Annotated in this window: 9 protein-coding genes; 7 read left to right on the forward strand and 2 right to left on the reverse strand. The window is 63.6% G+C overall.

Annotated elements, in window-relative coordinates; translation table 11 throughout:
- Positions 1 to 32 precede the first annotated feature (32 nt).
- The 5 genes from ACS4RR_RS00475 to olsB all read left to right on the forward strand — a co-directional run bounded on the left by ACS4RR_RS00475 (position 33) and on the right by olsB (position 5,812).
- A complete protein-coding gene (locus ACS4RR_RS00475; protein ID WP_260109937.1) occupies positions 33 to 1,130 on the forward strand; it encodes a class I SAM-dependent methyltransferase in 1,098 nt (365 codons plus the stop codon).
- On the forward strand, positions 1,127 to 1,987 hold the full coding sequence (locus tag ACS4RR_RS00480) for a TrmH family RNA methyltransferase (RefSeq protein ID WP_017966748.1): 861 nt from the start codon (positions 1,127 to 1,129) through the stop codon (positions 1,985 to 1,987). Before ACS4RR_RS00475 ends, ACS4RR_RS00480 begins: the two co-directional genes overlap by 4 nt.
- Positions 1,984 to 2,487: a signal peptidase II gene (gene lspA / locus ACS4RR_RS00485; RefSeq protein ID WP_017966747.1), complete on the forward strand. Its 504-nt coding sequence runs from the start codon at positions 1,984 to 1,986 to the stop codon at positions 2,485 to 2,487. Before ACS4RR_RS00480 ends, lspA begins: the two co-directional genes overlap by 4 nt.
- Positions 2,488 to 2,542: 55 nt before the next feature.
- Positions 2,543 to 4,825: a hybrid sensor histidine kinase/response regulator gene (locus tag ACS4RR_RS00490; RefSeq protein WP_456189558.1), complete on the forward strand. Its 2,283-nt coding sequence runs from the start codon at positions 2,543 to 2,545 to the stop codon at positions 4,823 to 4,825.
- A 108-nt stretch (positions 4,826 to 4,933) separates the two neighbouring features.
- Positions 4,934 to 5,812, forward strand: coding sequence for a l-ornithine N(alpha)-acyltransferase (gene olsB, locus ACS4RR_RS00495; RefSeq protein WP_456189559.1), 879 nt, complete (start codon positions 4,934 to 4,936; stop codon positions 5,810 to 5,812).
- A 58-nt stretch (positions 5,813 to 5,870) separates the two neighbouring features.
- Here the strand turns inward: olsB and ACS4RR_RS00500 are convergent, their stop codons facing one another.
- Entirely contained in the window at positions 5,871 to 6,188 is a 318-nt protein-coding gene (locus ACS4RR_RS00500; protein WP_260109935.1) for a hypothetical protein, read from the reverse strand.
- Between the two features lie 329 nt (positions 6,189 to 6,517).
- On the reverse strand, positions 6,518 to 8,803 hold the full coding sequence (locus tag ACS4RR_RS00505) for an NADP-dependent malic enzyme (RefSeq protein ID WP_456189560.1): 2,286 nt from the start codon (positions 8,801 to 8,803) through the stop codon (positions 6,518 to 6,520).
- Between the two features lie 113 nt (positions 8,804 to 8,916).
- Between ACS4RR_RS00505 and mutS the strand changes: the two genes are divergently transcribed.
- Both mutS and ACS4RR_RS00515 read left to right on the forward strand, forming a co-directional pair.
- Complete coding sequence (gene mutS / locus ACS4RR_RS00510; protein ID WP_456189561.1) at positions 8,917 to 11,643, forward strand: DNA mismatch repair protein MutS; 2,727 nt, start codon at positions 8,917 to 8,919, stop codon at positions 11,641 to 11,643.
- 10 nt (positions 11,644 to 11,653) lie between these two features.
- Complete coding sequence (locus ACS4RR_RS00515) at positions 11,654 to 11,929, forward strand: hypothetical protein (protein ID WP_003544896.1); 276 nt, start codon at positions 11,654 to 11,656, stop codon at positions 11,927 to 11,929.

Consider the following 11,929-nt stretch of genomic DNA (forward strand, 5'->3'; position numbering starts at 1 on the left):
AAGCCACCCCGACAGAGATGCGGAAGAGCACGTTGAAACAAAGAGAAGGCCGGCCGGGCCAGAAGAAAACATCAGGTCCTTCCGGTGAAGGCCGCAGGGACGATCGGGCAGGCCGGCCGCCAAAGCCGGTCGCGCGGCCCGCGGCAACCCGTGAGGCGGCGCGCGAGGCTGCCTTGCCTGCCGCCGTCGTGCGTCCGCTGATGACACGCAGCGGCGAGCGTCCGACGGAGCGCGTGCCCGTCATCCTCGAATCGCTCGGGGCCGGCGACTTCCACCTGATCGACAGCGGCAACGGCGAAAAGCTCGAGCAATACGGCCCCTACCGCATCATCCGCCCCGAGGCCCAAGCGCTGTGGCGGCCTTCGCTGGCGCCCCAAGTCTGGGAAAAGGTCGATGCCGTCTTCACCGGCGACACCGACGAGGAAGGCACGGGCCGCTGGCGCTTCCCGAAAGAGGCGCTCGGCGAGACCTGGCCGCTCAATCTGCTCGGCGTCGATTTCCTCGGTCGCTTCACCTCCTTCCGTCATGTCGGCGTCTTTCCCGAGCAGATCGTCCACTGGAGCTGGATGAAGGAGCAGGCCGAAAAGGCCGGCCGGCCGCTGAAGGTGCTGAATCTCTTCGGTTATACCGGCGTCGCCTCGCTTGTCGCCGCCGCAGCCGGCGCCGAGGTCACCCATGTCGACGCCTCGAAGAAGGCGATCGGCTGGGCAAGGGAAAACCAGGCGCTCGGGCGCATGGAGAAACTGCCGATCCGCTGGATCTGCGAGGATGCGATGAAATTCATCCTGCGCGAAGAACGCCGCGGCAGCCAGTACGATATCATTCTCACCGACCCGCCGAAATTCGGCCGCGGCCCCAATGGCGAAGTCTGGCACCTCTTCGAGCATCTGCCATTGATGCTCGATGTCTGCCGCGAGATCCTGTCGCCAAAGGCAGTGGGCCTGGTGCTGACGGCCTATTCGATCCGCGCCAGCTTCTATTCGATCCACGAGTTGATGCGCGAGACGATGCGCGGCGCCGGCGGCGTGGTCGAATCCGGCGAGCTGGTGATTCGCGAAGCCGGCACCGACGGCAGGACGCAAGGCCGCGCGCTTTCCACCTCCCTCTTTTCCCGCTGGGTGCCGAAATGAGCAAGGACTTCCACGATCAGGGGCCGCGCAGGGTCGGACAGGTGAAGGAAGTCACCTCGCTTGCCAATCCGATCATCAAGGACATCAAGGCGCTGACGAACAAGAAGTCGCGCGAGGAAAGCGGCACTTTCCTCGCCGAAGGGCTGAAGCTCGTCATCGATGCGATCGAACTCGGCTGGGCGATCCGCACGCTGGTCTATGCCAAGGCCGCCAAAGGCAAGCCGCTGGTTGAGCAGATGGCGGCAAGGACCGTCGCCTCGGGTGGGCTGGTGCTCGAAGTCAGCGAAAAAGTGATCGCCTCGATCACCCGCCGCGACAATCCGCAAATGGTCGTCGGCATCTTCGAGCAGCGCTGGACACCGCTCAAGGGTATCCGGCCAAGGGAGGGCGAGACATGGGTGGCGCTCGACCGGGTGCGTGACCCCGGCAATCTCGGCACCATCATCCGCACGGCCGATGCGGCCGGCGCTTCCGGCATCATTCTTCTAGGAGAAACGACCGACCCCTTTTCGCTCGAAACCGTGCGGGCCACCATGGGCTCGGTCTTTGCCGTTCCGGTCGCGCGGGCGACACCGGAGGAATTCATCGCCTGGCGGAAATCGGCCGGCGTTTCCGTCGTCGCGACGCATCTTGCCGGCGCGGTCGATTACCGGACGATCGACTACCGGAAAAAGCCGGTCGTGCTGTTGATGGGCAACGAACAATCCGGCCTGCCCGAGCAGTTGGCCAGGGAGGCCGACGCGCTTGCCCGCATTCCGCAGCAGGGCCGCGCCGATTCGCTGAACCTCGCCGTCGCTACCGCCGTCATGCTTTTCGAGGCGCGCCGCCATCTCCTCTCACTTGCCGAGGGCAAATGACCGAACAGACGCATGCACACCCCGCGCTGTTTTCGCGGCCGGCACCGATCCTCTTCTTCATCGTCGTCGCCGTTCTCATCGACCAGGTCGTCAAGATCACCGTTGATCATTACCTGCCGCTGCAGGAGGCGGTGCCGGTTATTCCCATGCTGGCGCTCTACCGCACCTACAATCTCGGCGTCGCCTTTTCGATGCTGTCTGGCATGGACGGCTGGTTCATCGTCGGCATGCGGCTCGTCATCGTCGCCTTCGTCATCTGGCTGTGGCACCGCACGGCGAAGGACCGCTGGATCGCTCATCTCGGTTATGCGCTGATCATCGCAGGCGCGATCGGCAACCTCGTCGACCGCTTCGCCTATGGACATGTGATCGATTACATTCTTTTCTACACCGAGAGCTGGTCCTTCGCGGTTTTCAATCTCGCCGACAGTTTCATCACCATCGGCGCCGGTTGCGTCATTCTCGACGAGCTGCTGCTGCCAAAAAAGGCCGGCCGCTAAAATCTTATCGAAATCCTGAAGGCATTCGGAACGGGCCTCATGTTATCCAGATAGCATGCAGAACCTGGGACAGTTGCAGGAAAGATTGTCCGCCGCCTTCGGTGGACCCGCCGCCAAGCCGCATGAGAAGCGGATGGAGGCCCCTTCCTCACGACCCGGCGCATCGACACCTCAGGGAGCCGATGATCGTCCGAGGGGAACCGCACCGACAAGGCGGCTGCTGTTCTACTGGCTGGGCGGCGCCGGCCTTCTTGCCGCAACGATCCTGATGCTGCTTGCCCATGCCGGCGATCCGTTGCTTCTTTCGGGCGGCCTTGTCGTTCTTGGCCTTGCCGTCATTGCCGGTTATGCCCTGCTGATGGTTCGGCCGCGCAAGGCCGGGCAGGGCCCCGGCAAATCCCTGCAGGATTGGAACGCTGGCGCAAAGCTGTTTGCCGACGTGCACGACGTGCTCGGCGACATCACGGTCAGCCGGACCATGGACCGGTGCATCATCTCCGCCAACGATACTTTTCGCCGCCTGAGCGGGCGGCTGCGTCCGGAAGGAAAAACCTGCGAGGAGATCGGGCTTGCCTTCCGCCCCGGCCCGATACCGCACTGCTACGATGTCGAGATCTCGACACCGGAGGGCCAGCGCATCTTCCTCTGGCGCGACGTCGTCACCCGCGACCCGGCAAATGGCCGCCTGCTGTTGCAGAGCGTTGCCCGCGACGTGACCGACGAGCGGCTCATCGCGCAGGGTCGCGAAGAGGCCCGGCAAAAAGCCGAATATAACAGCGCCGCCAAATCGAGGTTGCTTGCCACTGTCAGCCACGAGGTGCGCACGCCGCTTTCCGGCATCCTCGGCATGACGCATCTGATCGCCGAGACGCGGCTGACGCAGGAACAGCAGAACTATCTCGCGAACATCCGCCAGTCCGGCCATGCGCTGACGCAACTCGTCGAGGACCTGCTCGACTTCTCCACCATCGAGGTCGGCCGTTTCGCGCTGCACCCGCGCTCGGAATCGTTGCGCAAGCTTCTGGAAAGCGTCGTCGAGATGCTCGCCCACCGGGCGCATGAAAAGGGTATCGAGATCGGCGCCACAGTGTCGTCCGACGTGCCCGAAAATATGAGCTTCGACCCGGCGCGGCTGCGTCAGGTCCTCTTCAACGTCATCGGCAATGCGGTGAAATTCACCCAGGTCGGCGGCGTCTTCATCCGCGTATCGCTCGACCCCGGCGATATTTTGATCACCGTCACCGATAGCGGTCCCGGCATGACGACGGAGGAGCAGGCGCGCGTCTTCGGCGAGTTCGAGCAGGGCGGGAGCGTAGCCGACAAGAGCAGCGGGACCGGGCTCGGCCTTGCCATCTCCGCCCGCATCATGCGCGAATTCAACGGCGCGCTGACGGTTGCCAGCGAAAAGGGCAAAGGCAGCGAATTCACCATCCGCTTCCCTGTCGATATCGGCAATGAGCGCCCCGACCGGCGAAACACGCTGCTTGCCGGCAACAGTGTCGTGCTGCTGGCCCCAGCCGGTGCGGCGCGCACAGCCATTGCCGAGACGATCACCACGCTCGGCGGCCTCTGCCATCTCGTCGGCGACGGCGAGACGGCGCGGGCAACGCTGCTCGGCTTGGCAAAGGGCGGACGGCGGCCAACCGATATCATCATCGACCACCGGATGTCGGCGGAATTTTCCGCCCATCTTGCCGATCGCGCCGAAATCGCCGCGCTTGGCCTGCGCAAGGTGCTGCTCGTCAATCCGGAAGAGCGTAGCGCCCATCCGCTCGACCTTTTCGACGCCTGGCTCATCCGCCCCCTGCGCGAGCAGTCGCTGATCGACGTGCTGCGCGGGCGCATGCGCGGCATGGAGAAACGCGACGCGCTGAACGACAACCAGCCCGGCTTCGGCCTTTCGGTGGCGGAGACATTTGTTGCCGCCAGCGGGCTCAGCATCCTGCTCGGCGAGGACGACCCGATCAATGCCATGCTGGTGCGCGTCGTCCTGGAAAAGGGCGGGCATAAGGTGCGCCATGTCGAAGATTTCGAGGCGCTGCTCGACTACGCGCTCTGCGAGGCGAATGCCCGGCCCGATATCATCATCAGCGACCTCTCGATGCCTGGTGGTAACGGCATCGAAATGCTGGGACGCCTGCGCGGCCATGAACGGCGGCTCGATCTTGCCTCGGTGCCGGTGATCGTGCTGACCGCCGACAAGAGCGACGAATCGCGCCGCCAGGTCTTGCTCAACGGCGCCAACCGCGTCATGGTAAAGCCGGTCGATCCGGTGCGGCTGCTGACCGAAGTTCAAGCGGTTGCCGCCCTTTCCGCCCGCCGGGCAGAGGCGCGGTGAGCGCCTCAAAAACCGGCACGCTTCTTGCGCCTGGAAATTCAAAATGTCACTTTCCTGTCGCAGAGAAGTGTTTTATGGCGTCGATAAGCCGGCAACGGGAGAATCGTCATGTCCGCCATCGACATCCTGAATCGTGACACCACCGCGGAGCCCGCACGGCCCTCGACGGCTGCTGTACAGAAGGACGGCGATATCCTCGGCCGCATCGGCAATCTGGAGACCCGCCTTGCCCGCACGGCACGCGAGATCGATGCCGCCCAGTCCGTGCGCTACCGCGTCTTCGTTGACGAAATGAAGGCGCAGCTGCCGCTGGATGCCATGCGCCGCCAGCGCGACGTCGATGCCTATGACGCCGTCTGCGATCATCTTCTCGTTCTCGACCGCTCGATCGAGGGCGACCCGGAAGACCAGATCGTCGGCACCTACAGGCTGTTGCGTCAAGATGTCGCCATCGCCAATGGCGGTTTTTACTCGGCTTCCGAATTCGAAATCGACGGCCTCATCGCCAAACATCCGGACAAGCGCTTCATGGAGCTCGGCCGCTCCTGCGTGCTGCCGGAATACCGCACCAAGCGCACTGTCGAGCTGCTGTGGCAGGGGAACTGGGCCTATGCGCTGAAGCATGGCGTCAGCGCCATGTTCGGCTGCGCCTCTTTCCCCGGCGTCTATCTCGAAAGCCACGCGCTGGCGCTGTCCTTCCTCCATCACAATGTGCTGGCGAAGAACGAATGGGCCGTCGGCGCCCTGCCGCATCTGGCCCGCAACATGGACCTGATGCCGGTCGAGGCCATCAACCCGAAGCGGGCGCTGATGGCCCTGCCGCCGCTGATCAAGGGCTATCTGCGCCTCGGTGCGATGGTGGGCTCCAGCGCGGTCGTCGATCATGCCTTCAACACGACCGACGTGCTGATCGTGCTGCCGATCACCAGCATTTCGGACCGTTACCTGAATTATTACGGCGCCGACGCCGGTCGCTTCGCGAGCTAAAAGAAGGTCCTGAGCATCAAAGGGGCTTCGTGTCGTTTATTGACGATCATGAAGGGTGCTATGGACGGGGTTCTTTTCGCGGAGTTTCTTTTGTCTGGTAGTCGCGACGTTCGCTGCCATCTGGCAATAAGCGAGTAATGGCTCCAATCACCAATAGTGCGGCGGATCCCCAAAACAGTTTTGGGTCATACGCAGATGCGCCAACCGCATTGGCTACGCCTGCCACCATGCCGCATGGGCCGCCCATCGTATAGATGCACTCCATAGGCAAAGGCCCGGTCGCTCCCAAAAACTGGGCCACATGCGAGTAAAACGTATGCCACCACAGAACAGAAACAGCTAACCCAACGCCGCCGGCAACGATAAGAAGATTCATAAGACCTTTAGACACTGCCGCCCTCTCTGCTGGGAGCACCCACACCCCTTGGAAGATATAGCGTGATGCCGCTCTACTGCATAGCATAAGCGGGATAGTTTGAGGTCAGCATCCTTGCGTAGCGCAAACGCGAGAAAATCGATAACCTTGGCATCAAGCGAGGAAAGGCTGTCCAGCACACTTATGAAGGGCCGCTCGGCTGAGGTCGTCAAGCCAGGTCGAGCGCCTGCACAAAAGCCAGCCCATAAGTTCCATCGATGCCGGAAAACCCTGCCCGGCTGACGCGCTGAGCTGGGAAAATGCCGTCTCATAATGTGGGCCGGATGAGTTTACGAACCCGCCCCGTAGGCGGCGATCGCCGCCATATTGACGATGTCGCTGTCCTTGGCGCCCATCGAGGTGATCTGCACCGGTTTGTCGAGGCCGACGAGGATCGGGCCGATGACCGTGGAGCCCCCGAGCTCCTGCAGCATCTTGGTCGAGATCGAGGCCGAGTGGAAAGCCGGCATGACGAGGACGTTGGCCGGCCCGGAGAGGCGGCAGAAGGGATATTGCTCCATCACCTTGCGGTTCAGGGCGACGTCGGCCGCCATCTCGCCGTCATATTCGAAATCGACGCGGCGCTTGTCGAGGATCTTCACCGCCTCGCGCACCCGCTCGGAGCGTTCGCCTGAGGGATGGCCGAAGGTGGAATAGGCAAGCATCGCGACACGCGGCGGATAGCCCATCCGCCGCGCCAGACCTGCGGCCTCTTCGGCGATATCGGCAAGCTCTACGGCCGTCGGCATGTCGTGCACCGCGGTATCGGCAACGAAGACCGTGCGGCCGCGGCAAAGCGCCAGCGACACGCCGATGACGCGGTGGCCTGGCTTCTCGTCAATGCAGCGGCGCACATCTTCGAGCGCCGTCGAATAGTTTCGGGTGATGCCCGTCACCATGCCGTCGGCATCGCCGAGCGCCACCATGGTGGCGGCGAAGTGGTTGCGGTCGTTATGGATCAGCCGCTGGGCGTCGCGGTGGAGATAACCCTGCCGCTGCAGCCTGGCATAGAGATAGTCGATATAGGCCTCGACCCGGGTCGATAGCCGGGCATTGACGATTTCGAGGCCCGGCCGGTTGAGATCTATGCCGGCGCGTTCCGCCGTCGCCCGGATCAGATCCTCGCGGCCGAGCAGGATGGCGGTGCCGAGCTGCTGGTTGGCGTAGGACATGGCGGCGCGCAGGACCTGTTCTTCCTCGGCCTCGGCAAAGACGATGCGCTTCGGACGACGGCGGACGCGCTCGTAAAGGCTGGCAAGTGTCGAGGCGATCGGATCGCGGCGCGCCGAAAGCTCGCGGGCATAACCCTCCATGTCGGTGATGACCTTGCGGGCGACGCCGCTTTCGATCGCGGCTTGCGCGACCGCGACCGGGATCGCCGAGATCAGGCGCGGATCGAAGGGAACGGGGATGATGTATTGCGAGCCGAAACGCGGCCGGTTGCCCTGATAGGCGGCAACCACGTCATCCGGCACATCCTCGCGGGCTAGGTTTGCCAGCGCGTTGACCGCGGCGATCTTCATCGCATCGTTGATTGTCGAGGCGCGGACATCGAGAGCGCCGCGGAAGATATAGGGAAAGCCGAGGACGTTGTTGACCTGGTTCGGATAGTCCGAACGGCCGGTCGCCATGATGGCGTCGTCGCGGATGCGAGCCACCTCTTCCGGCGTGATCTCGGGATCGGGATTGGCCATGGCGAAGATGATCGGCCGCTCCGCCATCGAGCGGATCATCTTGGCCGAAAACGCACCCTTCTGCGACAGGCCGAGAATGACATCCGCGCCTTTCATCGCCTCTTCGAGCGTGCGCGCGTCGGTCTTTGCCGCATGCGCCGATTTCCACTGGTTCATGCCCTCGGTGCGGCCCTGGTAGATGACGCCCTTGGTATCGCAGAGGATGACGTTCTCAGGCGCAAAACCCATTGCCTTGATGAGTTCGACGCAGGCGATCGCCGCAGCACCGGCACCGTTGCAGACGAGCTTCGTCGTCTTCAGGTCGCGGCCGGTCAGCTCCAGCGCGTTGATCAGGCCGGCAGCGGCGATGATCGCCGTTCCATGCTGGTCGTCATGGAAGACGGGAATGTCCATCAGCTCGCGCAGCCGGCTTTCGATGACGAAACAATCCGGCGCCTTGATATCCTCGAGGTTGATGCCGCCGAAGGAAGGACCGAGGAAGCGCACGCAGTTGATGAACTCGTCGACATTTTCCGTATCGATCTCTAGGTCGATAGAATCGACGTCGGCGAAACGCTTGAAGAGCACCGCCTTGCCTTCCATGACGGGCTTCGAAGCCAGCGCGCCGAGATTGCCGAGACCGAGGATTGCCGTGCCGTTTGATATGACGGCGACCATGTTTCCGCGCGCGGTATAGTCGTAAGCCGTCTGCGGATCGGCGGCGATCGCCTTGACGGGCACGGCAACACCCGGCGAATAGGCAAGCGAAAGGTCGCGCTGCGTCGCCATCGGCTTGGTCGCGTTGATCTCCAGCTTGCCGGGCCGGCCCATTGCGTGAAAATCGAGCGCCTCCTGGTCGGTAACAGACGTTACCAGCCGGTCCTTCTTATCGATATCGGGCATAAATCCTCCAACGTCCTGTGGGCGACGCTTTGCTCTTCCTCAAATGCTGTTGTCATCTATAGCGGCGCGCGGATAGGGTTGGCACCTGTTTTTTTGGGAAAAACTCCACCTCCGTGAACGCACGAATAGACACAGGGAATGAAGCCTTTTCGGCTGCCGAGCTCGCCACGGCGGAAAGCCGTGCCTCGGCGACGCCGATGATGGAGCAATTTATCGAGATCAAGGCGAACAATCCGGGTTCCCTGCTCTTCTATCGGATGGGCGACTTCTACGAGCTGTTCTTCGAGGATGCGCTGGAAGCCTCACGCGCGCTCGGTATCACGCTGACCAAGCGCGGCCAGCATATGGGCCAGGATATCCCGATGTGCGGCGTTCCGGTGCATGCGGCCGACGATTATCTGCAGAAGCTGATTTCGCTCGGCTTCCGCGTCGCCGTCTGCGAGCAGATCGAGGATCCCGCGGAAGCGAAGAAACGCGGCGCGAAATCCGTCGTCAGGCGCGACGTCGTCCGCCTCGTCACTCCCGGAACGATCACCGAGGAAAAGCTGCTTTCGCCCTCGGAATCCAACTATCTGATGGCGCTGACCCGCATTCGCGCCAGCGGCGAGGCCTTGCTGGCGCTTGCCTGGATCGATATTTCCACCGGCGTGTTCCGGCTTGCCGAGACCGAAGCCTCGCGCCTGCTTGCCGATATCCTGCGCATCGATCCGCGCGAACTTATCCTGCCCGACACCATCTTCCACGATCCCGAACTCAAGCCGGTCTTCGACGTGCTCGGCCGCACAACCGTGCCGCAACCTTCCGTGCTCTTCGACAGCGCCAGCGCCGAAGGCCGGATCGCGCGGTATTTCGGCGTCGCGACGCTCGACGGCTTCGGCACCTTCTCGCGCGCCGAGCTGGCGGCGGCGGCCGCCGCAATCGCCTATGTCGAGAAGACGCAGATCGCCGAGCGGCCGCCGCTTGGAAAGCCGGAACGGGAAAGTGCTGCCTCGACGCTGTTCATCGATGCCGCCACCCGCGCCAATCTCGAGCTTGCCCGCACGCTGTCCGGCGATCGCAACGGTTCGCTCTTGAAGGCGATCGACCGCACCGTCACCGGCGGCGGCGCCAGGCTTCTCGCCGAACGGCTGATGTCGCCGCTGACCGACCCCGCCCGCATCAATGCGCGGCTCGATTTGATCGGCTTCCTGATCGACGAACCCTTGCTCTGCGGCAATCTGCGCGACACGCTGAAACATGTTCCCGACATGCCGCGTGCGCTGTCTCGCCTGGCGCTCGACCGCGGCGGCCCGCGCGATCTCTCGGCGATCCGCCAGGGGCTCGACGCGGCGGGCGGAGTTGCGGCGATGCTCGGCAAGGCGATGCTGCCCGAAGAGCTCGGCCAGGCTCTGTCCGAGCTGCAGGCCCTTCCCGCGGCCCTGGAAAAGCTGCTTGCCGAGACCCTCGCCGATGAATTGCCGCTGTTGAAACGCGATGGCGGTTTTCTTCGCGACGGCGCCAGTGCCGAGCTCGACGAGGTCCGGGCACTGCGCGACCAGTCGCGTCGCGTCATTGCCGGCCTGCAATTGCAATATGCCGAGGAGACCGGCATCCGGTCGCTGAAGATCAAGCACAACAACGTCCTCGGTTATTTCATCGAAGTCACCGCCGGCAATGCCTCGCCGATGACGGAGACGGCGGAGGCGAAGGCCCGCTTCATCCACCGCCAGACGATGGCGAACGCGATGCGCTTCACCACGACCGAACTTGCCGATCTCGAAAGCCGCATCGCCAATGCCGCCGACCGGGCGCTGACGATCGAGCTCGAAGCCTTCGACAGGATGACGGCGGCCGTCGTTGCGGAAGCCGAGGCGATCAAATCGGGCGCCCGGGCGCTTGCCGTCATCGACGTCGCCGCAGGCTTGTCGCTTCTCGCCGAGGAGCAGGCCTATTGCCGCCCGCAGGTCGACGGCTCGAAGATGTTTGCCATCGAGGGCGGGCGCCATCCGGTCGTCGAGCAGGCGCTGCGGCGGCAGGCGGGCGGCCCCTTCGTCGCCAACCATTGCGATCTCTCGCCCAAGACCGGCGACCGGGATGGGGCGATCTGGCTGCTGACCGGCCCTAATATGGGCGGCAAGTCGACCTTCCTGCGCCAGAACGCGCTGATATCAATCCTGGCGCAGATGGGCTCCTTCGTGCCGGCGACATCGGCCCATATCGGCATCGTCGACCGGCTTTTCTCGCGCGTCGGCGCCTCCGACGATCTGGCGCGCGGGCGCTCGACCTTCATGGTCGAGATGGTGGAAACGGCGGCGATCCTCAACCAGGCGAGTGACCGTTCCCTCGTCATCCTCGACGAGATCGGCCGCGGCACCGCCACGTTCGACGGTCTGTCGATCGCCTGGGCCGCCGTTGAGCACCTGCATGAGGCCAACCGCTGCCGCGGGCTGTTCGCCACGCATTTCCATGAGCTGACCGTGCTTTCGGAAAAGCTTGGCCGGCTATCGAACGCGACGATGCGCGTCAAGGAATGGGACGGCGACGTCATCTTTCTGCACGAGGTCGGGCCGGGTGCGGCGGACCGCTCCTACGGCATCCAGGTCGCGCGCCTTGCCGGGCTTCCGGCCTCCGTCGTGGCGCGGGCCCGCGACGTGCTGACCCGTCTGGAAGATGCCGACCGCAAGAACCCGGCGAGCCAGCTGATCGACGACCTGCCGCTTTTCCAGGTGGCGGTGCGCCGCGAGGAAACGGCCCGTGGGGCCTCCAAGGTCGAGGAGGCGTTGAAGACGATGAGCCTTGACGACATGACGCCGCGCGAGGCAATGGATGCGCTTTACGATCTCAAGAAGAAGCTGAAATAGGGAGCGGGCCATGTTCATGGAAAAACTGGTTCGCGAAACCGAGCGCCTCTCGCTCATCTGCTCCATGCTCGACACGATGCGGCGCGCCGATAAGGACCGCAACGCGCGCGGCTGGACGTCGCCGATCGGCATGCTGAAAATCACCCGCTGCTGCGCTGTAATCTCGGAGCTCGGAACGTCGATCGCCAAGGCCGGCTATCGCGAATGCGACAGGCAGGCGCTTGAGGAGATCATGCGCGAGACACGGCAGGTGCTGCATCTGCTGAATGCGCGGGCCGCCGGCTGA

It is taken from the genome of Rhizobium zaerense, assembly GCF_051810725.1.
GTDB classification, from domain to species: domain Bacteria; phylum Pseudomonadota; class Alphaproteobacteria; order Rhizobiales; family Rhizobiaceae; genus Rhizobium; species Rhizobium leguminosarum_I.

Bases quoted from the DNA above. Each gene is read 5' to 3' on its own strand.
- lspA (WP_017966747.1), top strand. From the start codon at position 1,984: ATGACCGAACAGACGCATGCACACCCCGCGCTGTTTTCGCGGCCGGCA.
- ACS4RR_RS00480 (WP_017966748.1), top strand. From the start codon at position 1,127: ATGAGCAAGGACTTCCACGATCAGGGGCCGCGCAGGGTCGGACAGGTG.
- ACS4RR_RS00515 (WP_003544896.1), top strand. From the start codon at position 11,654: ATGTTCATGGAAAAACTGGTTCGCGAAACCGAGCGCCTCTCGCTCATC.
- olsB (WP_456189559.1), top strand. From the start codon at position 4,934: ATGTCCGCCATCGACATCCTGAATCGTGACACCACCGCGGAGCCCGCA.
- ACS4RR_RS00490 (WP_456189558.1), top strand. From the start codon at position 2,543: ATGCAGAACCTGGGACAGTTGCAGGAAAGATTGTCCGCCGCCTTCGGT.
- ACS4RR_RS00500 (WP_260109935.1), bottom strand. From the start codon at position 6,188: ATGAATCTTCTTATCGTTGCCGGCGGCGTTGGGTTAGCTGTTTCTGTT.
- ACS4RR_RS00505 (WP_456189560.1), bottom strand. From the start codon at position 8,803: ATGCCCGATATCGATAAGAAGGACCGGCTGGTAACGTCTGTTACCGAC.